Raw genomic sequence first — 26,216 nt, 5'->3', positions numbered from 1 at the left:
GGTATGCGAAAACAGTTAAATAAAAAAAGTAATGTAATTTTGATGTTAGGTTTATTTTTTGGCATGGCTATTATGTTATATCCTTTGGCTTCACAACTTTATTATGATGCGCAGATAACATCGGTAACTGAGGATTATAGAAATTCACTAGATGAAATCGATATCGACAATGAGATTGATGAACGTGTCAAATTGGCGGAGGCATATAATGAGGCGCTTGACCCAAATTTAAACTGGCAAGATCCATATAGTGAAGAGGAAAGAGAACAAGGTATATCAAGTTATGCAGAAATGTTAGAGGTGCATGAACAAATTGGGATTGTCAATATTCCCAAAATTAATGTGGAGTTGCCAATATATGCTGGGTCAAGTGAGCAAGTCCTACAAAAAGGTGTCGGTCATTTAGAGGGGACGTCGCTGCCTGTTGGTGGTGAGAATACCCACAGTGTATTAACTGCACATCGTGGTTTGCCGGAAGCAAGACTTTTTACCGATTTAGATAAAATGGTCGAAGGAGATATATTCTATGTAGAAACCATGGCAGGTCAGTTATATTATGAAGTCGATCAAATCAAAGTTGTTGAACCAACAGATATAGACGCAGTAAGAATTGAAGAAGGTGAAGACTACGTCACCTTGTTGACCTGTACACCATATATGATTAATTCACATCGATTATTAGTACGTGGGCATCGTATCCCAGCACCAGAAGAAGCTGAAATTGTAGCAGAAGACTCAATTTGGGAAAAAATGTGGCACACCATTCAACCATATTGGCACTATATCGCCTTGATCTTGCTAGTCATCATTATCATCAGCATCGTTATTTGGCGTATAAACCGTAAATAAACAAAACGAATCAACTATTCCAATCATGGGCTATTCCATGGTTGGGATTTTTTTGTTGTCCGGTGATATAATGGAAAGAAATGGAGTAGATCGCTTAACTAGTAGTTGAGGAGGTTGAAGTTTCGTGATTTTAATCAGCATAATTCTTGCAATCCTTTTTATCTATATTGCGATGAATTTATAATTTTGACAAAAGTGTTGGCATAACCATGTGACCAATAAAAAAGCAAAATTTAATCTGCCCATTCTATACCAAAAACAGTTAGAATAAGGGTACGATTGAATACTAAATTTAGAATTGAGGAAAAATATGGATTACTTAACGATTGATGTGGGTGGGACGTATATCAAGTACGGTATTATTGATCACTCTGGTAATTTGCTTCGTGCGGATAAGGTGCCAACACCACAAAATTTGGATGATTTTCTGGTACAAATTTATGACTTGGTTGAGCCTGTGAAATCTGAAATTCAGGGTATTGGGGTTAGTTTACCTGGTAAGGTTGATTCGGATGAAGGTGTGGTCTATTATGGTGGATCCTTACAATTTTTACATGAATTACCTTTAAAAGCGAAGCTTGAAGAGCGTTTTGGTATTACTTGTGAACTTGTCAATGATGGGAAAGCAGCAGCCTTAGCTGAACTTTGGCAAGGAAATTTGAAGGGTGTAACCAACGGGGCAGCCTTAATCTTGGGTACCGGTGTAGGTGGCGGGCTCATCCTTGATGGTAAACTGTATCAAGGTAGCCATTTCCAAGCAGGTGAGTTGAGCTTTATCATTTCAAACCGTACCTTAAGCAATCATGAGGATATGACCGGCTATTCACATTCAGCGGTTGAATTTGTGAAAGCCGCAAGTCGAATTTTAGATTTAGAAGATGAAAATGACGGTATAAGTGTTTTCGCGGCCATCAACGAAGGCAGTAACGAAGAATTAATCACTTTATTCGATAGCTACTGTGAAAAATTGGCGAACCTGATCATTACATTGCAAGCCGTAGTTGATATTTCAACTGTGGTTATCGGTGGTGGTATTAGCCAACAAAATGTCCTAATCGAAAATATTATCAAGCAATATTACAGCGTTCGCGAACGCTTAGGTGTGTTTGGCGATATGCTCGCTAAAATTGATATCTTACCATGTGAATTCCGCAGCGAATCCAACTTACGTGGTGCCTTATACCAATTATTATTAAACATCGATGCAGGCAATCAAACAAAATAATTCAAATAACGAGGCAGTTTTAAAGTGTTCACATAAGCACTTTGAAGCTGCCTTTTTTTGTTGGCGAGATTGCCTCTAAAAGAAATAATAAACAATATGATTATATTCAAAAATTTGAGGACTGAAAGTGTAGTTCCGATGCCGTGAAAGAGGATGAAATCAAGACCTTGGCTCGATTTCAAATCTGGAGACCTTGGCTCCAGATGGTCCCACGGCTATAAGGAACGCACACTGCAAGGACGAAAATCGAAGATTTTTTATTTTTGCTAGCTAGTTGAACGCGCGCTCACATCCTGTGAAGTCGAGTTCGAAAAAGCAACCCTCTGCCCACTTCAGATTAGTTTGCCGATGACTACCGTCATCGTCGGCACTAATCTTCCACCGGTAGCTTTCTGAGCGTCGGCCCTCACATCCTATTTTTTAACACAATAATTATCAATTTTATTGTATTTTGATTACTTATGAGTTGAAAAATGCGAATTTCTGTGCATTTGCCTTTGTTTTTGTGGGCTAAAAAGGTATGATTGTAAAAACTTAGAGTAGTGTCCAACTTTTGGATGCTGTGATGTTTTAAGGAGGTCAAAATGAATATTAAAAAAGCGAGTGAATTGACTGGTGTTTCTGCAGATACGATTCGTTATTATGAACGGGTTGGACTGATTCATCCAATTCAAAGAACAGAAACTGGTATTCGAAATTTTGACGAGGAAGATATTCGATGGATTAATTATGCACGCCATATGCGTCACGCAGGCCTATCGATTGAATCTATGACTAACTATGTTAGCTTATTCCGGGAGGGTGAGCATACGATTCCACAGCGTAAAGAATTGATTCGCCAACAAATGGATGAATTAACAGAAAAAATTGACGCATTAATGGATACAAGAGATCGTTTGGCTTATAAATTAGCCAACTATGAAGAACACTTGCAACCGATTGAAACGTCACTACGTGAAGGGGAACAAGTTTCGCAAGAATCTTAGGGAATTGTGATATAAAATTGCTATCAAGGGTAAGCAGTTTTAATGGAAATGTTGATATAATGGTTTTTTTTGGTTGCCAATGTCAATATTTTTCCAAAAGTTGTAGTTAATGAAATAGTAATTGAATTTTTAGCAGTATATAATTGGCTTCATCAATGAAAATAGCGACAGATCTTACTATGAAACTAGTCTTTGAATGTCTTATGGAGGAGAATTTTATGAAATTAGGAATTGCCGGAACCGGAAAGGTTGTTGCTGAATTTTTACCTTTAGTGGCCGAATTAGAGCATATTGAGGTCACAGCAATCAACTCTACACCTAGAAGTGCACATATTGCAAAGGAACTTCAAGCATCTTATGGAATTGAGGAAGTCTATTCAAACTATATCCAATTCCTTGAAGAAGCAGATATTGATACAGTATATGTTGCGGTAATCAATAATTTACATTATGATTTCGTGAAAGATGCCCTCCAACATGGCAAACACGTCATTTGTGAAAAACCTTTTACCATGTCTCATAAAGAATTACTCGATCTGGAACAATTAGCTTTAGACTATGATTTAGTCTTGGCCGAAGCAATTCCCAACCAATTCCTAGCAAACTATGAAAAAATAATTGAATTATTACCACAATTAGGGGAAATTAAATTAATCGAGTGTAGCTTCTGTAAGTATTCGTCACGTTATGATGCTTTGCTTGCGGGCAATGTCCTACCAGCCTTTGATGCAAAATCGGGTGGTGGTGCCTTGATGGATTTAAATATCTACAATATTCACTTTGTGTTGGGGCTAATGGGATGCCCTAATGAAGTTGACTACTTTCCTAATCTAGAAAAGGGTATAGATACTTCAGGCGTACTCGTTTTAGGATATGAAAATGCTAAGGCAGTTTGTACGGCATCGAAAGCTAGTAACAAACCCAATCGTTCGGTTATTCAAGGAACAAAGGGAACAATCGTGGTGAACGGGTCTACAGGGCGTATTGAATCCTTCGATTTCATGTTGAACGACGGAACGACTGCACACTATGCATTGAACGTTCATCCGCATAAGCTATACGCTGAATTTTCAACGATTGCGTCTTGGATTGACAAGGATGACACGACCTATGCTGAGGAACATTTGGCACATAGTTTGACGGTCATGGACGTAGTGGATCGTGCGATTCAGAGTGCAGGGTTAGCGACGGGTCCTTTCTCTGACCAAAAAATCTTTTAAATAGTCTTTGCTATAGAGGGAAATTCATTTTGATATGGGTTTCCTTTTTTCTTTTACTTGGAACATGTTATCATGAATTGAAGAATGACTCGTAAAGGAGCGATAGTAGTGAGAACTTGGGATAAGATGGTTGGTGGCGTACTTTTAGGTGTTGTGGCTAGTCAGTTAGTGCGGGCGCGTAAGGCAAATATTTCCTATCAAGCCCAAATGGTGGAAGATACCTTGAGTGTCATGAGTGCCGTGTTACCCGGCCAGAAATCAAATTACGACCGACTGTATCGTTTAGCCTATCAAGCAAACGTTGTTCCGTCTGAATTAACCTGGGGCAAGCGAAATTTAGGCTTTGATTATTTAGATGATTTCACGGATACTTTTTTCGTGGAAAAAAATGACACACATGAATCCAATTCATGCAATGAACGCATTATTTTCTATTTAACAGGTGGGGGCTACTGGCTTCGACCAAGCATTTTTCATTTCCATATGGCCAGCAAACTAGCCAACCTCATCTCAGGCAAAGTCGTCATGCCCATGTTTCCCAAAGGCCCGACACATCATATCGTTGAGGCCCACAAAATGATATTATCACGTTACTTATATTTGATTCGCGAAAAAGGTGTTGACCCCAGCCAGATTACGATTGTGGGGGATTCGACGGGTGGGGCTTTAGCAGTCGCCTTCATGCAACAACTGCGGGATTATCAATTGCCATTGCCGCAGTCGGCGATTTTGATTGCGCCTATTCTTGATGGGACCTTGCAAAATGTACTAGTAGAGTTTGATCAAGTTGAGTACGAGCCCTTTTTACAGCCAAAATTACTGGCGCTTGAAACGGAGACATTTGCGCAACCTTTTGAGCCGATAGATCCACTGATTTCGCCCTGGTTTGGGTCTTTCAAAGGGTTACCGCCAGTTCAAGTGATTATTGGGACCCGGGATATGACGATGTCGTATGCGGCTTTGTTGAAGGAGCGGGCGGAGGCTGAGTCGCTACCAATTGACTTTAATATTTACCCACACATGGCCCACATTTTCCCGATTTATCCAATTCCAGAGGCGGATTTGGCTTTGGTGGATATGGTAAAATTTATTGAAAAAGTGGCTGCTGAGGTATAGGTTTCTATTTTTCTTATGATACAATGAGAGTATAGTAAATTTTCAGATTACGGAGGAATAACATGCCATCAATTGAACCAATTTTAGAGAATATGTTTAAAGAAAAGAAAGTTCCTGTAAAGAAAAATAAATTCAACGAAGACCAAGTTGTCTTCTCAGGTGCTTATCGTATTGCCCAAGACAAAACCATTCCATTTAACGTGGTTGCGCGTGAATTTAAAGCTGGTTCACCTGTTACTGAATTCCAAATTACTTATCGTAAATTGGTCCAAGTAGAAGATTTCAACAATCAAACGAAAGCTTTGGCTGTTATCAACGAAATCAACTTGAAACGTGCAGGTTACTATACCTTAATTCTAACTGGTGACGGTGAAATTTATATTCGTCTATTGTCTAGAACGACTGAAGATCCTCAATTATTATATGAATTGATGGTATTTGGTTCTGCAACAGCACGTCTAGTTTACCCTGAATTAGAAGAAAAAATTAACGGTAGAAAAGTACAAGTGTTACAAACACCTCCAAAAGCAGAATAATCCAACAATATATGATGTATCATCCACGAGCCGAATGTATCGGTTCGTGGATTTTTTTGTTGCATAGAATCTGGATATAGACGATCTTCTTTGGGATAGCAGTGACTTATCTAAGGGGAATAGGTCAAACATTAGAAATCATTTATCATGTTAGACCGGAAAAGTCGAATAAATCCAAAAATAGCTAAGCGGCAAGCTTCTTTCCCAATCTCATCATTTTCTTTTGAGAACGTATTCATTGAAAAGTCAAACTTTTTCGGTACATATTTATTTGAAATTGAAATAAACCCTGTTATAATAGTTAGCGTGCGAACTATTAATTTTATAAAGAGAAGGTGTCAAAATGCATACAGAGGATCAGCCAATGGAAGTTGGTAGATTGCTAAGAGAACTCATGATATCGATTCACCGATATGTAGGAGAACAACTTAGTGAGCACGATTTGGGAGATATGAAAGGACCGCAATCAATGGCCCTTGGTTATATTATTAAAGCCTCTAAGGAAGATGAAGTCTTTAGCAAAGACCTTGAAAAAATGATGAATATTCGTAAATCATCCTCATCTGAATTAATTGGCCGATTAATTAAAAATGGCTACGTGACGACTGAAAAATCTGAAAAAGATGGTCGCTACAAACGGTTGATTGTCACTGAAGAAGGGTATGCAGCGTTTCAAAAGGTTCATGAGTTATTCGTCCAAGTGGAGGATGCATTAACAGCTGGCCTTTCGGAAGAAGAAGTGGCGCAGTTAAAAGCTACACTTCACCATTTACATAAAAACGTGCAGTTTTAACTGCAAAATAGGAGGTAATTTTATTGCTGAAAATATTAGCAAAGATGAATACAAAAGAAAAACTGTTAGCAATTTTGAGTTTAGCACTCATTTTTCTACAAGTTTTTCTAGAATTAGAGATTCCGGATTATATGTCGGAAATCACAAAATTATTACAAATGCCAGACACTGAGACGGCAGATATTTTAGAGCCAGGTCTAAAAATGGTGGGCTTATCACTAGCTTCGTTTGCCACATCAATTGTTGTTGGGTATTTTGTCGCTAAAATTGCAGCAGGCTTAACTGCCCGTGTTCGTGGCGAAATTTTCCATAAGGTGATGGATTATTCTGCACACGAAATTAATCAATTCTCTGTGCCAAGTTTAGTGACACGTACAACTAATGACTTAACGCAAATTCAAATGTTGATTGCGATGGGTCTACAAGTTATCTTGCGTGGTCCAATCATGTCTATCTGGGCCATCACAAAAATTTCTAGCCAAAAATGGGAATGGACATTAACAACTGCAGTCGCTGTAGGCATTCTATTGTTGATGATTGCCATTGTTATGTTCTATGCGGTACCTCGTTTCCAAAAAATTCAAACAATGATCGATGATATCAATGGTATCACGCGTGAAAACCTAACTGGTTTACGTGTTATCCGTGCATACAATGCCGAAGATTATCAAAACCACCAATTTGCGGAAGCCAATGATAATCTAACCAATACGAATATCTTTGTAGGGCGTGTTATGGGGATTATGCAACCAGGGATGAGCCTTGTATCTAACGGCTTGACACTAGCAGTTTACTGGACTGGGGCTTACTTGATTGCTGACGCAGCGCAAGGTATGGCGCAAGTAAACTTATTCTCACAAATGATTGTTTTTACATCATATGCGATGCAAGTTATTATTGGTTTCTTATTAATGGTGATGATTTTCATGATCTTACCGCGTGCACTCGTATCTGCAAGACGTATCAATGAAGTATTGGACATGGATCCAGGCATCAATTTTGTAGATGATTCTGTTCAACCAGATGAAAAAGGCACAATTGAATTTAAAGATGTGACCTTTAAATATGGTGATGATGCCAAACCAGCCTTGAAAGATATTTCATTCAAATTGAATAAAGGGGAAACCTTAGCCATTATTGGGGCAACAGGTTCTGGTAAATCAACATTAATTCAAATGATTCCGCGTTTATATGACGTATCTGAAGGTCAAGTTTTAGTAGATGGTAAAAATGTCAAAGACTTCGACCATGCTAGCTTGAATAACATTGTTGGGTATATCCCACAAAAACCAGTCTTATTCTCTGGTACCATTCGTTCAAATATGAATCTTGGGGAAAGTAACCAACATCAAGATGCTGATCTTTCTGATGATGCAATCTGGAAAGCCTTAGAAATTGCGCAAGCTAAAGACTTCGTTGAAGGCGAATCTGATCAATTAGAGACAAAAGTTGCCCAAGGTGGTAGCAACTTCTCTGGTGGTCAAAAACAACGTCTTGGTATTGCACGTGTAATCGCGCGTCAACCAGAAGTGTTAATTTTTGACGATTCATTCTCTGCGTTGGACTATCAAACAGATAAGAAATTGCGTGGTATCCTAGCAGAACAAATGGCTGATACAACGAAAATTATCGTGGCACAACGTATCTCTACAATCATGGATGCTGATCAAATCATCGTGCTTGAACGTGGTGAAATCGTGGGTCATGGTACACATAAAGAATTATTAGCTAACAATGAAGTATATAAAGAAATTGCTTATTCACAATTATCAGAGGAGGAATTAGCAAATGACTAAGAATAAAGATGCAAATAAACCTTCTATGATGCAAAGTATCCTAAAATATGGTCGTGAATATCGCTGGACAATTATTATTGCAACAGTTTTGGCCATGCTTGGCTCTATGGCTTCAATTATTGGACCAGACCGCTTAGGTGAAATGACGGATGTTATTACAGCCGGATTAACTTCGCCAGAAGGTATTGATTTATCTGAAGTTTCAAAAATTGCCATTTCCTTGGCAATCATATATGGTATTGGTGCAATCTTCACCTATATCCAATCTTATTTAATGGTTACTGCAGTGCAAAACTTCTCTAAGAAGTTGCGCCGTTTAGTATCAGATAAGATTGACCGTTTGGCGTTACAATATTTTGATACCCATAGTCATGGTGATACGTTAAGTCGTGTAACCAATGACTTGGATACAGTGAGTCAATCATTGAATCAAACCCTATCATCATTTATCCCTTCAGTAACGCTATTGATTGGGACATTAGTGATGATGTTCTACAATAATGTTACCTTGAGTTTCGTTGCACTTGCATCAGTAGCGATTGGTTTCATCGGTATTGTATTAATCTTGAAGAGTTCACAAGGTTATTTCGTTTCACAACAACGTAACTTGGCCAATGTTAACGCAATTGCTGAAGAAGCATATTCAGGTCAAAGTGTCTTAACGACGATTAATGCTTCGCATCAAGTGAATGCACAATTTAATGAAGCCAACGATGCCTTATATGACAGCGTTTGGCATGCACAATTCTTCTCAGGTATTATGCAACCATTGATGATCTTCATTGGTAACTTTGGTTACGTGGCTGTATCAATCGTGGGATCAATTATGACATTAAATGGTGACATTTCTTTCGGTGTCGTTGTTTCATTCATGATTTATGTACGTATTTTTACCCAACCATTAGGCCAATTATCTCAAGCCTTCGCTTCATTCCAATCAGCAGGTGCAGCCTTAACGCGTGTATTTGAATTCTTGGATGAAGACGAAATGGCGGATGATAGCGACTTAGAACAATCTATTTCAAATGTTCACGGTGATGTAACATTTGACCATGTGAATTTTGGTTATGAACCAGGTCAAACGATTATCAATGACTTCTCATTAGAAGCAAAATCTGGTCAAAAGATTGCCATCGTTGGTCCTACAGGTGCTGGTAAAACAACTATCGTCAACCTGTTGATGAAATTCTATCCAATTAATAATGGTGAAATTTACATCGATGGTCATCCAATCAGTCAATTATCTCGTTCAGCTGTCCATGATCAATTCTCAATGGTATTGCAAGATACATGGTTGTTCGAAGGAACTATCTGCGAAAACTTGATTTTCAACCAAGATCATATCACCGATGAAATGATGGAATCGGCAGCCAAAGCAGTTGGTATTGACCACTTTATCAATACCTTGCCTAAGGGGTATGATACTTACTTGGATGATTCTGTAACCCTATCAGTTGGGCAAAAACAATTGTTCACAATTGCCCGCGCCTTATTGAAAGATGCACCGTTGTTGATTCTTGATGAAGCGACTTCATCTGTTGATACCAGAACGGAAGTCTTACTACAAGATGCCATGGATAAATTGATGGAAGGTCGTACGTCATTCGTCATCGCCCACCGTTTATCTACCATCCGTAATGCTGACATCATCCTCGTTATGGATCATGGTAACATTATCGAACAAGGGAACCACGATGCTTTGATGGCGCAAGGTGGTTTCTACGCAAACTTATATAACAGCCAATTCGCAAAATAATCTACCTCTTACAAAAAATCCTGGGACCGTCAAAAGTCTCAGGATTTTTTATGTAAAACTGTAGATGAGGAAGAACATACCCGCGAGCAGGATGCATACAGTTAGGAAACTATGAATCACTTTGCTTGATTGAAAATCTTTTGGATATTTAAAAAGTAGTAAGTAGCCGTTAATCAGACCGAGTACCAGTAGAATTACAGCGAATATGCGTGTATACATGACTGCCTCCTTTAGGTGTAATAGTACTTTTATTATACCTGAAAATTAGGGTTTCGGTCTAAGGTAGAAGGTGTTTTTTGTCAGTCTAGGTGGTCGAGTAGAGAATACGGCGTTATTCTGTAATTGCAAAACAAAAATTAATGATAATAATGAAGCCCGAGACGCGATGCCTCGGGATTTTCAATGCTATCAGTATCATTCTCATAAAAAAAGACTTGAATTTATCGAACATACGTTCTATTATTATTTAGAACACACGTTCGGTTTTCCGGACGCAAATAGTGATTGGCCGAATAAAGGAGGGCTAAATATGTTTGCGAACAATCTAACATTCGATTATACCAAGGAACCAAGCAGGGATATTTTGTGTATTGACTGCAAGTCATTTTATGCCTCAGTGGAGGCTGTTGAACGGAAATTGGATCCCTTAACGGATAAGCTTGTAGTCATGTCATATTATGATGATACAGGCGGTCAAAGTCGGGGATCTGGATTAATTTTGGCTAGTTCACCAGCGGCAAAAAAAGCCTACAATATATCCAACGTAACAAGGGCTAGAGATTTGCCCTATCCATACCCTAAAGATTTAGTTATTGCGCAACCCCGGATGCGGGTATATATGGAAAAAAATCAAGAAATCAATAAAATATACAAGCGGTATGTAGACGAAGCCAACCACCATGTCTATAGTGTTGATGAAAGTTTTTTGGACGTGACAGATTCTATGAAACTCTTTAAGGTCAGTAGCGCCTATGAAATGGCACAAAAAATCCAGAAAGACGTCTTTGCAGAAACGGGTATCTACACGACGATTGGTATAGGGGATAATCCCTTTTTAGCCAAAGTTGCTCTTGATGTAGGTGCCAAAAAAACGTCTGATATGATTGCTGAATGGCGGTATGAAGATATTCCCACAACTTTATGGCAAATATCGGATATCACGGAAGTGTGGGGAATTGGCCACCGCACAGCACGGAAATTAAAGGGGATGGGCATTAATACCGTCCATGACCTAGCACACACCTCCTATCCAGTGCTAAAAGATAAACTTGGGGTAATTGGCGCCCAATTATATGCCCACGCATGGGGGATAGACCGGTCTTTTCTAGGGACCCCTTATGCTACCAAAGACAAATCCATAGGCAATAGTCAAGTATTGCCCAGAGACTATACCAACCGTGACGAAATTGAAATTGTCGTCAAGGAAATGGCTGATCAAATTGGCACCAGACTTAGACGTGCAGGTGCGCAAGCGCAAGTGATTGGGTTAGGTATTGGTTATTCCATGGATTATGTCGATGAAAATGGCAAAAGGGGTGTGCACAAACAAATGAAAGTAACGGCAACCAATCAAAGTAAGGTGATTAGCCAAGTTGCCTTGTATTTGTTGTCGCGCTTGTACGACCATCAAATTGTCCGCCATATTTCCTTATATAGTGGTAATTTGGTGTACAATCAAGCGGTTCAACTAGACTTATTTCAACCAGCTGATGAACAGGTAGACCAGATCAAGGTAGAACATATTGTGGATCGCATCCGCAAGAAATATGGCTTCAAGAGTGTTGTATATGCATCGTCCCTTCAAACTGGTGGTAGAGCCATTGAACGATCTAGTTTGGTAGGTGGGCATGCAGGTGGTATGTCCGGAATTGAAGGTGAGGGCCATGGCTAAACGTATTGAACCTTGGGAAGCTGCTGTCGTCAAAGACCATCAGCGAATCTCTGCTTATAAGCGAACCCTTCATCCGCGTACGCGTAAACATTTTATTCCCTATAATGAATATGAAGACCGGCCTTTTGGTTTGAAATGGGCGACGGCCTATGCCATGGATGAATTAGTGAAAGGCATTCATGAAAATCATAAAGATGCAGCTAAGGTTTCGCTACCTCTACCGGAAATGTCCAGAAGTCAAATAGATGCCGTCTTGCAGGAAGCATGGCTCAAACATTATCCCGTATCGATTCAATTATCATTAAAGGATGATTTTGGCCGCTATCTAGATCAAATCAATGGCTGGTTTCATGGCGAAGCAAATTATTTTTATTTTATGATTGGCAGCAAAAAAGTCTTGTGGGAAGATGTACGGCATATCCAATTGGTCAAAGAAGTAAAATGGTCAAACATTGACCTGTAAATTTTTTACTTTTGATGCAAGTAGGCGTAAGCTTGATGTAGTAAGTTTTAGGCCGTTAAAAAATAAGGTAAAAGTTAAAAAGATTGTTTGACTAATCCTGACCAAACTGTTATAATATATACATAAAGTAAAAAGGAGAGATGAGTTATGGCAAATATGGAAATGACTACAACCCTACAAGAGGCCATTGCAAATGCACAACAAATTGCAATTACACGTAAACATCAAGAAATTGGGATTCCCCATATGTTTACAGCGTTAGTGCAACCTGGTAACTTTGCTTATGACTTTTATGAAGATTTAAACGTTCCAATGGCAGATTTAACAGTAGAATTAAATAAAGAATTAGACGCAATTCCAGTCGTAGAAGGTGGCAATGTTCAATATGGACAAGGCGTATCTCGTGGATTTGGTGAATTAATTCAAAAAGCACAACAACGTGCCGAAAAAAATGGCGATGAATTTTTAGCAACAGAAATGGTTTTAGCAGCAATCTTTGACCTTTCGTATACTGAATTAGCAAAATGGTTCAAAGCCCACAATATTAAAGAAAAAGACGTTGTCGAAAAAATCGCTGACCTAAGAAAAGGTGATCGTGTGACGTCAAAACAAGCAGAAGAAAATTATGAAGCGTTAGAAAAATATGGTGTAGACCTTGTTGAACAAGTACGCGCAGGTAAAATGGATCCGATTATCGGACGGGACGAAGAAATTCGTGATGTTATCCGTATCCTATCTCGTAAATCAAAAAATAACCCCGTGTTAATTGGTGAACCAGGTGTTGGTAAGACCGCTATTGTTGAAGGATTGGCACAACGTATCGTCCGTAAAGATGTACCGGATAACCTACAAGACAAGACAATCTATTCATTAGATATGGGTTCCTTAATTTCAGGTGCCAAATACCGCGGTGAGTTCGAAGAGCGGTTGAAATCAGTATTGAATGAAGTGAAGAAGGCTGACGGTCGTATTATTCTCTTCATTGATGAAATCCATAATATCGTGGGTGCTGGTAAAACCGAGGGCTCTATGGATGCCGGTAACTTGTTGAAACCAATGTTGGCACGTGGCGAATTGCATTTAATCGGGGCAACTACCCTAGATGAATACCGTCAATATATGGAAAAAGACAAAGCGTTAGAACGTCGATTCCAACGTGTATTGGTCAAAGAACCAACCGTTGACGACACCATTTCTATCCTACGTGGGTTAAAAGAACGTTATGAATTACACCATCAAGTAACCATTCATGACCAAGCCTTAGTAGCTGCTGCCGAATTGTCGGACCGATATATCACAGACCGATTCTTACCAGATAAAGCCTTAGACTTAATCGATGAAGCTAGTGCCGAAATTCGTGTTCAAATGAACTCATTGCCAACCGAATTAGACCAAGAACGTCGTCGTTTGATTCAATTAGAAATTGAAGAAAAAGCCTTATCTGAAGAAAAAGATGAAGCAAGCAAGCGTCGATTGACTGAACTTCAAGAAGAGTTAGCGGAAGTCCGTGAAAAAACAAATCAATTGACCATGCAATGGCAAGTGGAAAAAGGTGGCATGTCAGATATCAACGCAAAACGTCAAGCAATTGACGATGCAAAACATGCCTTAGAAGTAGCGGAAAATGACTACAATTTAGAAGAAGCAGCAAAATTACAACATGCAGTTATCCCTCAATTGGAACATGAACTTGCTGAGATGGAAAAAGCCTACCATGAACATGCAGACAATGCCTCCCAACGATTGGTAGAAGAATCAGTTACAGAAGATTCAATCGCAGCGGTTGTATCACGTGTAACGGGTATTCCAGTAACCAAATTAGTGGAAACTGAACGAGAAAAATTACTCCACTTAGATGATACTTTACATATGCGTGTTGTCGGTCAAGATGAAGCCGTGGAAAGTGTAACAAACGCTGTATTACGTTCACGAGCTGGTATTCAAGACCCTAACCGTCCACTAGGTTCCTTCCTATTCTTAGGACCTACAGGTGTTGGTAAGACCGAATTAGCCAAAGCCTTAGCTGAAGCTATGTTTGACTCTGAAAACAACATGGTTCGTTTAGATATGAGTGAATATATGGATAAAATCAATGTCACTCGTTTAATCGGGGCAGCACCTGGTTATATTGGTTATGAAGAAGGCGGTCAATTGACTGAAGCTGTACGTCGTAACCCATACACAGTGGTCTTATTAGATGAAGTTGAAAAAGCCCACCCAGATGTATTCAACATCTTGTTACAAATCTTAGATGATGGACGTCTAACTGACTCTCAAGGTCGTATTGTAGACTTTAAAAACACCATCATTATCATGACAAGTAACTTAGGTTCAGATGCCTTATTAGATGGTACCGATGAAAATGGTCAAATCGATGATGAAGCGCGCGAAGCAGTGCAAAATGCATTGAGAATGCACTTCAGACCAGAATTCTTGAACCGTATCGATGACACCATCTTATTCAGACCGTTATCACAAGCTGATATGGGTGGTATCGTTCGTAAGATGTTGGCACAATTAGCTGATCGATTAGCTAGCCAAGAAATCGAAGTGACATTCAGCGATGAATTAGTTCAATGGATCGGTGACACTGCTTACGATCCACAATTTGGTGCACGTCCATTACGTCGATTCATAACGAACCGCGTTGAAACACCAGTAGCACGTGCCATCATCGCAGGAAAAATGAACAAACAACAACATGTAAACATCACACTTGATGACAATAATGAAATCAAATTTGATGTCACTGACATGGTTGAAGCGTAATCAGAGCTTAACAAGCTTAACGAACAGAACAAGCGAGCAATTCCTTAAATGGGATATTGCTCGCTTTTTTGATTTCATTTTTGTAGAGGGGTTAGTGCATCACATCCGCTTCAACCAGGATATGATTCTTTTTGTCTCAATAGAATCGTATTGAAAGCAGGGCGGATTATATTTATCAAAATAGAATCGCATTTACTCAGAAAGTGGTGCTATATACCCGAATAGTATCATTTTAAGCAACAAGTGATGCTATACACGCAAATAGTACCGTATTCAATCGACAAGGCGATTGTATTGACCCAGGTAGTATCCTTTTCGGAAAAATATAAAAAATAAACGCCAAACGAAATAAGCCTGTTATCCGTAGCGTCCGTCATAAAATGATATAACAAATAAATTAATCGTTAGAAGTGTAAGCATTTTCTTGGTGTGTTAAAATAGACCTAGAGAAACGGAGGTGGCATTGTTGGAAACAGTTATTTTTTCAATTGGTATTCTGGCTATTATTGCTGGGTTGATGACACGTCGCTATATGATCGGTGGTATTGTGAGTGTCGCAGCCTTCTTGGGTTACTTTTCACTTTCAGAAACGGGTTCATGGCTATCCTTATTCATGTTTGCGGTAGGTACTATCCTTGTGATAGCGGAGATTTTCCTGCCAACTTATGGGATATTGGGTGTTTTAGGGATTTTATTTGGTGCAGGTGGTATGGTAGGGCAGAATGGTAGTTTTGCTGCTAGCTTGATTGATATTGTAATCGGTGCTTTAGTTGGTATTGTTACATTCTATGTTTTGGTCAAGTTGGGTTACCGGATGCCTTTCAATGAGAAAATTGTGTTACACTCGGCGCTCAACAAAGAACGTGGTTTTCAGTCTCAGACCATGAATATGCAAGTTTATATGGGACAATCTGCAGTGACGATTACACCGTTACGGCCCACCGGAAAGGCTACTTTTCCAGATGGTCAAATTTTAGAGGTTGTCAGTGATAATGAAATTATTAGCGCTGAGGAATCGGTTACGGTCGTCGCTATTCGCAATAATCAACTTTTCGTAAGGAGGAGTAAACATGGACACTAGCTATTCAGGACTTATCGGTATTTTACTCTTGGCCTTTGTGATCATCATTTTCTTGGTTTTATTCTTCACATTTGTGCCAGTTGGACTATGGGTTACCGCATACTTTTCAGGTGTGCAAGTGGGCATTGGCGATTTAGTCGGTATGCGCCTACGTCGGGTAAATCCAATTAATATCGTCAAGCCTTTAATTAAGGCGACGAAAGCCGGTTTAACCATTAATTTAAATGATTTAGAAGCCCATTATCTAGCGGGTGGGGATATTAATATGGTCGTAGATGCTTTGATTGCAGCCCAACGTGCCAATATTGATTTGGAATTCGAACAAGCTGCTGCAATCGACTTAGCTGGTCGTGATGTGTTTGAGGCTGTAAAAATGTCCGTAAATCCTAAGGTCATTGAAACACCAATCGTTGCGGCCGTGGCTATGAACGGGATTGAAGTGCGTGCCAAGGCCAAGGTAACTGTAAGAGCAAACATTGAACGCCTTGTTGGGGGTGCTGGTGAATCAACTATCATCGCACGTGTAGGTGAGGGGATTGTGACAACGGTAGGGTCTTCAGCGACCCACTCAATCGTCCTTGAAAATCCGGATGCCATCTCGCAAACGATTTTACGTAAGGGGCTTGATTCAGGTACAGCTTTTGAAATTCTATCCATTGATATCGCGGATGTAGATGTTGGCCGTAACATTGGTGCCAAATTACAAGCGGAACAAGCAGAGGCGGATAAACGAATTGCCCAAGCCAAAGCTGAAGAACGTCGTGCAATGGCGGTAGCCCAAGAGCAAGAAAATATTGCCAAGACCCAAGAAATGCGCGCCAAAGTGGTTGAAGCGCAATCCTTAATCCCTCAAGCTATTGCGGAAGCCTTTAGAACAGGGAAAATTGGGGTAATGGATTACTACAATATGCAAAATATTCAAGCGGATACAAAAATGCGCGAAAGCCTATCTGAAGGAGAATCCGATACAAAGACAGGTGAGCAATAATGCAGGTCATTCTCGGCATTTTTATCATTAGTATTATCTTATCCTTTATTAGCGAGGCCAATAAGAAACGTACTGAACAACGCATGAAAGAATTGAATCAAGCGAATAAACAAAACCGTAGTCAGTCGTCATCCAAAACAGTGGCGACTAGTCGTAAACGGAGCATCAATCCTTTTAACCAAATGATTGATGAATTAAAAACCATTGTTGAAGAAGAAAAGGCTAACGAACGTACTAGCACACCGCGCAATGCGGCCAAGAGTAATCGGCCGGAACGCTTACAACAAACTGATCAAATCAAAGCTAAGGATGCTGTTCGCGTGTCTGCCTTTGGTGAAGGTGAGACGTATGAAGATAGTATCTCTTCTATGGAAGGAGCGTCTTTAGAAGGGTTGCCGTTTGAAATCGGTACGAGCGATGAAGGCTACTTTGACCGTGAAATGGATAGGGTTGACCGTGATTTATCTAGTGCCCTAGAGGAAATGGATGCTACATTTGAGAAAGAGTCCCAACAGTTGAACAAAGAATTGGACAAATTATTTGCGCACATGGACGAAGGCGACAAACCTTTTGAAATGACTGCATCAACCAATCTCAAAGCCAAATCAACAGCTGCCAAATTAGGCTTAACCAACAAAAGTGAAATCAAACGCGGTATACTATTGAAGGAAATATTAGATAAACCCTTGGCAAAACGCGGTTAGGTTAAGCAACTTAGCAACAAAATAGCAAGAAACTACAATTGGAGCCTAGGAGACATACACCTGGGCTCCTTTTATCGCAATCAACAGACAGATAGGATGAGTGTATATGAACTGGGTATTAAATACAATTGCATATGCAGACTTAGTAAAAAACGATAACTTTGGTCAACTTGACATGCTCCAATCCATTCAAGAAATAGGCTTTAAAACTGTAGAACTTCGGAGTGAGTACTTTGATGGTAGTGATCAAGAATTACGTGACCTCAAAACCACTAGCCAAGTCCTTGGTATGCAGGTATTTCTATCAATACCGGCAGCTTTATTTGAAGCGGGAAAATTAAATGCCAAACTAGATGAATTTTTCACATTGCCGCAAGCAGTGGGTGCTGTTCAATTGAAAATTAACTTAGGGGCATATGACCCAGCAAGTGTAGCAGACGACATGCTTATAGTGAATGAAAAAATTGCACAAACGGGCCTGTCAATTGTTTTAGAAAATGACAATACCCCTGAAACAGGTTCGAGTGATTATTTCAAAGGCTTCCTTGAAAAATATGCGAACGACCATGTAGGTATGTGCTTTGATGTGGGGAATTTCCTATTTTTCCATGAAGATCCTGTTCAAGCCGTTCAAAAAGTTTTACCGTATATTCACTATGTACATTTGAAACAAGTGGAAGAAGCGACACGAGCTTCATTAGCAGGATTATCGGTTGGGGATGTAGATATTACCAGCATTCTAAAAGCTATTGATGTAGAGATTCCGGTTGCAGTTGAGTGCCAATACTTAGCGAGTGATGTAGATGAGGTAGCCGAAAAGTCAAAACTGATTTGCGTAATATTGAAGCCAGTTTAGATTAGAGCGTTTAATGCGCCTTGACGCGTATCCTTTTGCTTTCCCACTTGCTTGCACCTTTGAAGCGTGGTAACATTGTTGAGTTGTCAATATTTATTTATACAATGAAGCAAGTTACGGAAGCTGAGGAAGTCAGTTTCGGATATTCAAGTATGCCGACTGATGTCGCATACATCTAAAAGATGATGGCAAGCGCTAGCTTTGACATGAATCAAGGCGTTGCTATGCTATTGTCGACTATTATTACTAGAAGGAAGGTTCTGCAATGACGAGTAGTGCATTGAATTTTACGTTACACAAGAAAGAAAAGCATACTGCGGCACGTTTGGGTACAGTTGAAACCCCACATGGTTCGATTGAAACACCTGTGTTTATGCCAGTAGGTACGCTAGCAACAGTTAAGTCTGTATCTCCAGAAGAGTTAACTGATATGAACGCGCAAATCATTTTATCGAATACCTATCATCTATGGTTACGTCCAGGGGATGATTTGGTCAAAGAAGCCGGTGGTTTGCATAAGTTTATGAACTGGGACAAGCCAATTTTAACGGATTCAGGTGGATTCCAAGTTTTCTCATTGGCGGATACGCGTAAGATTGAAGAGGAAGGGGTAACTTTTAAATCTCATTTAGATGGGAAGAAGTTGTTCTTGTCTCCTGAAAAGGCGATTCAAATTGAGAATAATTTAGGTGCGGATATCATCATGTCTTTTGATGAGTGTCCAGATTTCAACCATGATTATGATTATGTGAAAAATTCAATCAACCGTACAACACGCTGGGCTGAACGTGGTTTGAAGGCGCATGAACGTTCGAATGACCAAGCTTTATTTGGTATTTTACAAGGTGCTGGGTACAAGGATTTACGTTTAAAACATGCCAAAGACATGATTTCATTAGATTTCCCTGGTTACTCTATTGGTGGGTTATCTGTTGGTGAATCTAAGGAAGATATGTATGAAGTGTTGGATTATTTAACACCTGTAATGCCGGAAAATAAACCGCGTTACTTGATGGGTGTGGGTAGTCCGGATGCCTTGATTGAGGGTGTTATCCGTGGTGTCGACATGTTTGACTGTGTATTACCAACACGTATTGCGCGTAATGGTACTACAATGACTAGCCAAGGTCGTGTTGTCATTAAGAATGCACAATATGCGCGTGACTTTACACCACTTGATCCAGAGTGCGATTGCTACACTTGTCGTAACTATTCAAGAGCATATATTCGTCACTTGATGAAGACAAACGAGACATTCGGTCTTCGTTTGACATCTATTCATAACTTGCATTTCTTGATCAACTTGATGGAGCAAATCAAGGAAGCTATCCGTGAAGACCGCCTGTTAGACTTTAGAGATGAATTCTTCTTACGTTATTACGGTGAAGTCAAAAAGTCTAATTTCTAGGCGATAGGCCGTCCTTTTCACAAAAGCTTTGAGCGGATGTGAAAGTGGCTACAATTTTCCATATTTCCAACCCGTATTTTATGCACAAATGGTCGGTTTTATGGTAGGATAGTGCTACAATTAAAAAGTTATGAAAATTACAAATTAAAGAATTTCAGGAGGTTTATATTCAATGCCAGGTTTAGGAACAGTTTTATATATTATCGTTTTAGTTGGGTTGATGTATTTTATGTTAATCCGTCCACAACAAAAACGTCAAAAAGCAGCACAAGATATGATGGCTAGTATGGCTGTAGGTGATACTGCGGTTACTATCGGTGGTTTACATGGTGTGATTGCTGAAATCGACGAAGTGAAAAATACCATTACCTTAAACTGTGAAGGTGTTTTCTTGATCTTTGACCGTCGTGCAATTGCGCGTACAAGCAAAGCTGACCCAATGGATACTGCTGCATTGAATGATATCATTAGCGATGCGGCTGAAGAGCAAGCACATGCTGAATCTACTTTAGTAGAAGATACTGATACTACTCATATAGGTGACCAAGCAGAGGACGATCAAAAATAATTGTCGGTCGATTTTTGACTAGACATCAAAATGATTGAACCTTTCGTTACGGAGGCCAATATGAAAGTTTCGAAATTCGAGTTCCTCTGTCTTCGACCATGGTTTCTATCAAAATCTCACAGTCTCAAGAAGCAAGGGTATAATGGGATCGAATGGCAGGACATTGAGGAATATTATAGAGAGTTTGCATGGAAACGGGAAGCACCTAAGAAGTTTTCTGACCGCATCAAACGTGTGCAACAGCTGCATGCGAATGATTACTTTGACTATGCAAAGTTACAAGCAACGGTTTATGATGTTCCGCCTTTAGAGGAAATGAATATCAAAGATTTATTATAATAATGTTGTTGATTGCCTGGAATCTTGTGTCCCGGGCTTTTTTTGTTTTGGGAAAATGGGAGTTGCTATCCTTCGGATGAATATGGGTGTGTCTTTGACTGTGTTGTTGAGGATGTCTGTTGGACTGACAGCTAAATGTTGGGGTGTTATTTATTTTATGTTCGTAATTGGTGTAACTGGAGCCTGTGGCTATCGTGTATAGTCCTTTAAAAGCCGTGGGACCGACTGGAGCCAAGGTCTCCAGTCTTGAAATCCAGCCAAGGTCTCGATTTCATCCTTTTTTCACGGCTAAAGGACTTAAACTTCTGCCTGCGGCTAATATATACATACTCGTATTTTGAATAAATTATATTAATAAAGTGTCTATTTATATTTATAAAATTTTGATATACTATGTGAAATTAGTTATATTGAAACCGGTTACTGGATTTGTTAGTTTACGAAGAAAAAGCGTATTTATAAGTACGAAGGAGAAACTGTATGAGTGTCGAAAATTTTATTAAAGATAATGTTTCTAAATTAAGTGAAACAGTATATATTGCTCCTGAAATCCCAGAAAAAAAATTAAACAATGCTGTACAATCAATATCAGATAACGTTGATCCAAACTATGTATTAGCAGTTGTTGACTCTTCGATCTTTAAAAATGGCAAAGAAGGATGTGTTTTTCTGGGTAATAGTTTTTATTCTAAAACACTCTTGGAAAATGCTATAAAAATTGAATACAAGGATATTGAATCTGCTGAAAGAATTATTGAAGAAACAGTAAAAGATAACGGAAAAATTACGAAAACAGAAGCTGTAGCAATCACATTAAAGGATAAAACAATAAAAAAAATCACAGGTTTTATGCGTGAAGTAAATTATGTCGAGATTGCTGAATTGTTAAATGGAATAGTAAATATAGCAGAATCTGAAGATGACTATAAGATAACAAACCAACGAATTCCATTATCAGATTTAAGCTCTGAAACACAAGTAAACTATGTAAAAATTATTTGCAATTTTGCGTTTATCAACGACGGAAAAATTGACTCATTAGAATATTCAGAAATCATGGCATTAATGGCTAGAAACAAAATGGACAAAGATGCACGATTAACAATTAGACAATATATGTTTGATGAGGGCGATAAAGTAGAAAATGAATTACTTATAAATGAGTTAGAGTCGTTAGTAGAAAGTAGCAGCATTTCTGTAACGAAGCAATCGCTTATGAAAGACGTACTATATATTTTTAGCAAAAATAACGACCCAAAATTATGGAAAGATAACGAATTTATTCTGAATTTAGAAAGGTTGCTTCAAATTAGTGATCAGCAAGTTGAGATTTTTCTAGAATCTATTCAAAGAGATAAAGATATCTTAAATAAAAGAAGTAATGATACCGAAATTGAAAAATCACTTAAAGACTTATCTGCAAATGCTGTAGCTGTAGGTGTACCATTAGCTGCAATATATTTTTCTGGATCAGTTGTAGGAATGAGTGCTGCAGGACTAACTTCAGGATTGGCAACTTTAGGTATGGGTGGTTTGTTAGGTTTTTCAGGTATGGTTTCAGGAATAGGTATTGCCATATTGTTGGGTGTTGGGTCTTATAAAGGTGTTAAAAAATTAACGGGTATTTCAGATTTAGAGAATAACAAGCAAAGAGAATTTATGCTCCAAGAAATTATTAAAAATCAACAGCAAACTATAAATTATATCATAGAAGATATAAATGAAATCTCCAATTCTTTAATGATTGCCATTCGAAATATGGAGAATAATAATGCTAAAATCGAAAAATTAACAACACTGTTAAAAAGCATAACAAATGCTGCAAAAATCTCTTCTGAGAATTTAACACTGGCTACAAGAGAACAAATGATAGCTAAGTTACCACGCACTTTAGATGTTATTCGCTTAAAAGAATTGACCTCAGCCCCAACTTTAAAAGAATTAGGTGAGATTGTGGAAACTTGCTATGAAGAAAAAATTATTTTGATGATAATGAACAAGAAAAAATACAATTAGTGTTAAAAGAAACGTTAACAAATACTCAATTGGATAATTTGGTAAAGATTTTTGATAAAATCGGGTATAACAAAATACAAGATGCTGCATTTGCTACTACAAAAGGGTATGCAAAAAAATTCTTTAACGAAATGTTGGAGCAATCATAATTTGTAGGAAAGAATGGTAAATTTTGATGAAAGGTGATAATCAAAAAAAAGATGTTTTAAAGGAGTCAGGCAAAGCTTTAATTGTACAAAACAACCAGATTAATGAAGTGGCCAAAAGAATTCAAGAGGTAGAAGCATTTTTAAAACAACTTGAAGAAGATAACACTGAAAATGCAGCTGTTCTTGATGGATTGTTAAACGAAGCAGATAACTTAATTAATGAAATCAATTTAAGTAATACCGACATATTATTAAATTCCGAAGAGGTAGATTTATTATTGGATAATTTGGAGGTTGACGATACTACGCATGAGGAAATAACAATTTTATCAGAGATCAAATCTATCCAAGGTAGTTCAGAAACAAATTGGGATACATGTATTTCGGATATAGAAAATTACGGATATAGTCATAATATAGATTTAACTAAGGATCCTTTCGAAGAATTATTAACACTCGATCAAAGGGAAAGTATTCGAAAAACTATTAAAGATGATTATACTATAGACGTAAATGTAACCCTAGATAAGTTAGATTACTTTATCGCTGGGTTTTCTGGCGTTGCTTCAGGTTTAATTGACAGTTTTTTTGTAGGAATGCCAGGTAGTAGCAAATTAGGAAATTTAACAAATCAAGCGACTGATAATTTAGTAGTAAAGTTTGCAAAAAAAATTCATCAAATTGACAAAAAGAACGGGATAAAATTTAAGAAAAACTCCCAAAAATCTATCGATGGAATTGCTAGTGCAATAGGTTATTTAGAAGAACGTTATAAAGTTGTTTATGATGCTAGATACGCTAGTGATTTATCAGATTTGGTAGGAGTTGATGGTATTAAAAACAAATTACGACCAAATAATCATCATTTGCTATCGTTAGCACATTCACCAGATTTTATAGGATTATTTTTTTCTATTTTAGATCAATTTACGGGTAAAACATCTCTAATTATTGATGGGAAATTACAACGTGCCACCCGTAAAGGTGGAACCGAACAATTTCAATTACAAGGAGATACTTTTGTAGGAAAAATATTCTGTGGTTTTTGTAATTGGCTAGGTCATATAATGTCTGATATTGCAGGTTCAAGCGGTACCAGAGGTCATAGCAATGGAAGAATTGGCGCTGGAGTAGCTCCAGGATTTTATGAACTATTTTTGCTATTTGATTACGGTTCTTTTAATGTAAATGGGGATCAAAAATCGTTTTCCCAATTGATGACCCAAGTATACGAGAAAGGCTACGATGCAAGATTTTCAGCCGCTACTGCAATACCTGTAGTAATTAATGAATTATTTATACGAGCACTTTGGGCAATGAAGAGCAAATTCTATCACAAACGAGATTGGTCTGAATCACTTCCTTTTGGAAACAAACCTGAACTTAGACGAATGTTATTAATTGGATATGGTGCGTTATGTTTAGTGGATGCTGGTGATGCTTTTCTTCGTTCAAAAGGAGAAACATTAACTTTTATGTTACATATTAACTTAATTGCATGGGGTCAATTTTCTTTTAAAGCGTTAATTGAGGTACGTGCTATGTATATGAAAGGTGCTTTAGATGTAGAATCTATGACTAAAGACTTGGATATGGAATGGAGTAGACTATACGCGCAGATATAAAATTATAAGATCATGGGATAAATGGCCATAAAATGACGAGAACATTTCTTTTAAAGATGTGTTCTCGTTTTTTGATCTATTCAAAAAAATATATAAGCTAAGAGGACTGTAAGTGTAGTTCCTTAGCCGTGAAACAGCATGAAATCGAGACTTTGGCTCGATTTCAAAGCGAAATACCTTGGCTTTCGCTGGTGCCACGGCTCACAAGGAACTTACACTGTAAGGACGAAAATCGAAAATTTTATACTTTTGTTTCGGGATCTTTTTGTATAAGGTTAGTGAAAAATAATATTAATATTTTTCTCTCAAATTGGTTTAAAATTTTTTTAGGTATATCTATAAAAAAGTGTGCCTTTTTCCTTTTTTGCCTAAATTTAAGGTATAATAAGGTTAGAAATAGAGAGTGGAAAGGTGATAGTCATGTCTAAAAGTAGAGAAGATTACATGAAAGTTATTTTTGAGTTTGGTGGTCAAGCTGAACGTGTTGGGAACAAGGCGATTAGTGAGGCATTGAATATTTCAGCGGCGTCAGTTACTGAAATGATCAGCAAGTTACAGGATGAGGGATGGGTTACTTACATTCCCTATCAAGGTGTACAATTAACTGAAGAAGGTACCAAAATGGGTGCATCACTAGTGAGACGTCACCGTATTTGGGAAATGTTCTTGTATGAAAAACTTGGCTATGACTGGGATCAAGTCCACGAAGAGGCTGAACAGTTGGAACATGCTGGTTCAGAATTATTTGTTGACAGCCTAGATGCATTTTTAGGTAATCCAACATATTGTCCACATGGTGGTGCAATTCCTGATAAGGATGGTAAAGCAGCACCTGAAGCAACAACGCCTTTGGCAGATTTAGCTGTAGGTGATAAATTCAAGATTAAACGTGTTACAGATGACCGTGATCTTCTAACTTATCTAGACAAGTTAGAAATCAAATTAGACAAAAAATATACTGTAGAAGAAATTGAAAACTTCGATAATTCATATACGATTGGGCGTAAAGGGGAAAATGTTGTGTTGAACCCTAAAGCAACCGTAAATGTTTTTGTAGAGAAGGACTAATTTTTTCACCTTCA

22 protein-coding genes are annotated in these 26,216 nt (G+C 38.3%); all 22 read left to right on the top strand.

The genetic code is table 11. The features are described 5' to 3' along the window. The first annotated feature begins 3 nt into the window (after positions 1–3). The 22 genes from B9P78_RS00570 to B9P78_RS00460 all read left to right on the top strand — a co-directional run bounded on the left by B9P78_RS00570 (position 4) and on the right by B9P78_RS00460 (position 26,202). Entirely contained in the window at positions 4–849 is an 846-nt protein-coding gene (locus B9P78_RS00570; protein WP_094517657.1) for a class C sortase, read from the top strand. Positions 850–1,159: 310 nt separating this feature from the next. Beyond that, positions 1,160–2,074, top strand: coding sequence for an ROK family protein (locus tag B9P78_RS00565; RefSeq protein ID WP_094517656.1), 915 nt, complete (start codon positions 1,160–1,162; stop codon positions 2,072–2,074). A 584-nt stretch (positions 2,075–2,658) separates the two neighbouring features. Then, positions 2,659–3,060, top strand: a complete 402-nt coding sequence (locus tag B9P78_RS00560) for a MerR family transcriptional regulator (protein WP_094517655.1) — start codon at positions 2,659–2,661, stop codon at positions 3,058–3,060. Positions 3,061–3,278: 218 nt separating this feature from the next. After that, entirely contained in the window at positions 3,279–4,280 is a 1,002-nt protein-coding gene (locus B9P78_RS00555; RefSeq protein ID WP_094517654.1) for a Gfo/Idh/MocA family protein, read from the top strand. A 108-nt stretch (positions 4,281–4,388) separates the two neighbouring features. Further along, positions 4,389–5,396 (top strand): alpha/beta hydrolase, encoded by a 1,008-nt coding sequence (locus B9P78_RS00550; RefSeq protein WP_094517653.1) that lies wholly within the window; start codon positions 4,389–4,391, stop codon positions 5,394–5,396. A 62-nt stretch (positions 5,397–5,458) separates the two neighbouring features. Further along, on the top strand, positions 5,459–5,932 hold the full coding sequence (locus tag B9P78_RS00545) for a hypothetical protein (protein WP_094517652.1): 474 nt from the start codon (positions 5,459–5,461) through the stop codon (positions 5,930–5,932). A gap of 343 nt (positions 5,933–6,275) precedes the next feature. Beyond that, on the top strand, positions 6,276–6,725 hold the full coding sequence (locus tag B9P78_RS00540) for a MarR family winged helix-turn-helix transcriptional regulator (RefSeq protein WP_094517651.1): 450 nt from the start codon (positions 6,276–6,278) through the stop codon (positions 6,723–6,725). Between the two features lie 23 nt (positions 6,726–6,748). Beyond that, complete coding sequence (locus tag B9P78_RS00535; protein ID WP_094517650.1) at positions 6,749–8,521, top strand: ABC transporter ATP-binding protein; 1,773 nt, start codon at positions 6,749–6,751, stop codon at positions 8,519–8,521. Then, positions 8,514–10,277, top strand: coding sequence for an ABC transporter ATP-binding protein (locus B9P78_RS00530; RefSeq protein WP_199445712.1), 1,764 nt, complete (start codon positions 8,514–8,516; stop codon positions 10,275–10,277). Before B9P78_RS00535 ends, B9P78_RS00530 begins: the two co-directional genes overlap by 8 nt. 529 nt (positions 10,278–10,806) lie before the next feature. Then, positions 10,807–12,168, top strand: coding sequence for a Y-family DNA polymerase (locus tag B9P78_RS00525; RefSeq protein WP_094517649.1), 1,362 nt, complete (start codon positions 10,807–10,809; stop codon positions 12,166–12,168). Continuing rightward, on the top strand, positions 12,161–12,631 hold the full coding sequence (locus tag B9P78_RS00520; RefSeq protein WP_094517648.1) for a hypothetical protein: 471 nt from the start codon (positions 12,161–12,163) through the stop codon (positions 12,629–12,631). Before B9P78_RS00525 ends, B9P78_RS00520 begins: the two co-directional genes overlap by 8 nt. 147 nt (positions 12,632–12,778) lie before the next feature. Continuing rightward, complete coding sequence (clpB, locus tag B9P78_RS00515; protein WP_094517647.1) at positions 12,779–15,400, top strand: ATP-dependent chaperone ClpB; 2,622 nt, start codon at positions 12,779–12,781, stop codon at positions 15,398–15,400. 466 nt (positions 15,401–15,866) lie between these two features. Then, positions 15,867–16,481, top strand: a complete 615-nt coding sequence (locus tag B9P78_RS00510) for an NfeD family protein (RefSeq protein WP_094517646.1) — start codon at positions 15,867–15,869, stop codon at positions 16,479–16,481. After that, positions 16,471–17,469: a flotillin-like protein FloA gene (gene floA / locus B9P78_RS00505; protein ID WP_094517645.1), complete on the top strand. Its 999-nt coding sequence runs from the start codon at positions 16,471–16,473 to the stop codon at positions 17,467–17,469. The genes B9P78_RS00510 and floA overlap by 11 nt, the downstream gene beginning before the upstream one ends. Further along, a complete protein-coding gene (locus B9P78_RS00500) occupies positions 17,469–18,173 on the top strand; it encodes a hypothetical protein (protein ID WP_094517644.1) in 705 nt (234 codons plus the stop codon). Before floA ends, B9P78_RS00500 begins: the two co-directional genes overlap by 1 nt. 106 nt (positions 18,174–18,279) lie before the next feature. Then, a complete protein-coding gene (locus B9P78_RS00495; protein WP_233487623.1) occupies positions 18,280–19,029 on the top strand; it encodes a sugar phosphate isomerase/epimerase in 750 nt (249 codons plus the stop codon). Positions 19,030–19,294: 265 nt separating this feature from the next. Then, entirely contained in the window at positions 19,295–20,437 is a 1,143-nt protein-coding gene (gene tgt / locus B9P78_RS00490; RefSeq protein ID WP_094517643.1) for a tRNA guanosine(34) transglycosylase Tgt, read from the top strand. A gap of 172 nt (positions 20,438–20,609) precedes the next feature. Then, positions 20,610–21,005, top strand: coding sequence for a preprotein translocase subunit YajC (yajC, locus tag B9P78_RS00485; RefSeq protein ID WP_094517642.1), 396 nt, complete (start codon positions 20,610–20,612; stop codon positions 21,003–21,005). Between the two features lie 60 nt (positions 21,006–21,065). Continuing rightward, positions 21,066–21,344: a post-transcriptional regulator gene (locus B9P78_RS00480; RefSeq protein ID WP_233487622.1), complete on the top strand. Its 279-nt coding sequence runs from the start codon at positions 21,066–21,068 to the stop codon at positions 21,342–21,344. A 480-nt stretch (positions 21,345–21,824) separates the two neighbouring features. Next, a complete protein-coding gene (locus B9P78_RS00475) occupies positions 21,825–23,360 on the top strand; it encodes a hypothetical protein (protein ID WP_094517640.1) in 1,536 nt (511 codons plus the stop codon). Between the two features lie 172 nt (positions 23,361–23,532). Further along, entirely contained in the window at positions 23,533–25,134 is a 1,602-nt protein-coding gene (locus B9P78_RS00470) for a hypothetical protein (RefSeq protein ID WP_199445711.1), read from the top strand. Between the two features lie 420 nt (positions 25,135–25,554). Next, complete coding sequence (locus B9P78_RS00460) at positions 25,555–26,202, top strand: metal-dependent transcriptional regulator (RefSeq protein ID WP_094517637.1); 648 nt, start codon at positions 25,555–25,557, stop codon at positions 26,200–26,202. The last annotated feature ends 14 nt before the right edge of the window (positions 26,203–26,216 follow it).

Source organism: Aerococcus sp. 1KP-2016 (genome assembly GCF_002252085.1).
GTDB lineage: Bacteria > Bacillota > Bacilli > Lactobacillales > Aerococcaceae > Aerococcus.
The sequence above is the reverse complement of the archived record's forward strand: the minus strand, read 5'-3'. Positions and strand labels throughout refer to the sequence as shown.

Bases quoted from the DNA above. Each gene is read 5' to 3' on its own strand.
- B9P78_RS00570 (WP_094517657.1), top strand. From the start codon at position 4: ATGCGAAAACAGTTAAATAAAAAAAGTAATGTAATTTTGATGTTAGGT.
- B9P78_RS00565 (WP_094517656.1), top strand. From the start codon at position 1,160: ATGGATTACTTAACGATTGATGTGGGTGGGACGTATATCAAGTACGGT.
- B9P78_RS00560 (WP_094517655.1), top strand. From the start codon at position 2,659: ATGAATATTAAAAAAGCGAGTGAATTGACTGGTGTTTCTGCAGATACG.
- B9P78_RS00555 (WP_094517654.1), top strand. From the start codon at position 3,279: ATGAAATTAGGAATTGCCGGAACCGGAAAGGTTGTTGCTGAATTTTTA.
- B9P78_RS00545 (WP_094517652.1), top strand. From the start codon at position 5,459: ATGCCATCAATTGAACCAATTTTAGAGAATATGTTTAAAGAAAAGAAA.
- B9P78_RS00540 (WP_094517651.1), top strand. From the start codon at position 6,276: ATGCATACAGAGGATCAGCCAATGGAAGTTGGTAGATTGCTAAGAGAA.
- B9P78_RS00530 (WP_199445712.1), top strand. From the start codon at position 8,514: ATGACTAAGAATAAAGATGCAAATAAACCTTCTATGATGCAAAGTATC.
- B9P78_RS00525 (WP_094517649.1), top strand. From the start codon at position 10,807: ATGTTTGCGAACAATCTAACATTCGATTATACCAAGGAACCAAGCAGG.
- B9P78_RS00520 (WP_094517648.1), top strand. From the start codon at position 12,161: ATGGCTAAACGTATTGAACCTTGGGAAGCTGCTGTCGTCAAAGACCAT.
- clpB (WP_094517647.1), top strand. From the start codon at position 12,779: ATGGCAAATATGGAAATGACTACAACCCTACAAGAGGCCATTGCAAAT.
- floA (WP_094517645.1), top strand. From the start codon at position 16,471: ATGGACACTAGCTATTCAGGACTTATCGGTATTTTACTCTTGGCCTTT.
- B9P78_RS00500 (WP_094517644.1), top strand. From the start codon at position 17,469: ATGCAGGTCATTCTCGGCATTTTTATCATTAGTATTATCTTATCCTTT.
- B9P78_RS00495 (WP_233487623.1), top strand. From the start codon at position 18,280: ATGAACTGGGTATTAAATACAATTGCATATGCAGACTTAGTAAAAAAC.
- tgt (WP_094517643.1), top strand. From the start codon at position 19,295: ATGACGAGTAGTGCATTGAATTTTACGTTACACAAGAAAGAAAAGCAT.
- yajC (WP_094517642.1), top strand. From the start codon at position 20,610: ATGCCAGGTTTAGGAACAGTTTTATATATTATCGTTTTAGTTGGGTTG.
- B9P78_RS00480 (WP_233487622.1), top strand. From the start codon at position 21,066: ATGAAAGTTTCGAAATTCGAGTTCCTCTGTCTTCGACCATGGTTTCTA.
- B9P78_RS00475 (WP_094517640.1), top strand. From the start codon at position 21,825: ATGAGTGTCGAAAATTTTATTAAAGATAATGTTTCTAAATTAAGTGAA.
- B9P78_RS00460 (WP_094517637.1), top strand. From the start codon at position 25,555: ATGTCTAAAAGTAGAGAAGATTACATGAAAGTTATTTTTGAGTTTGGT.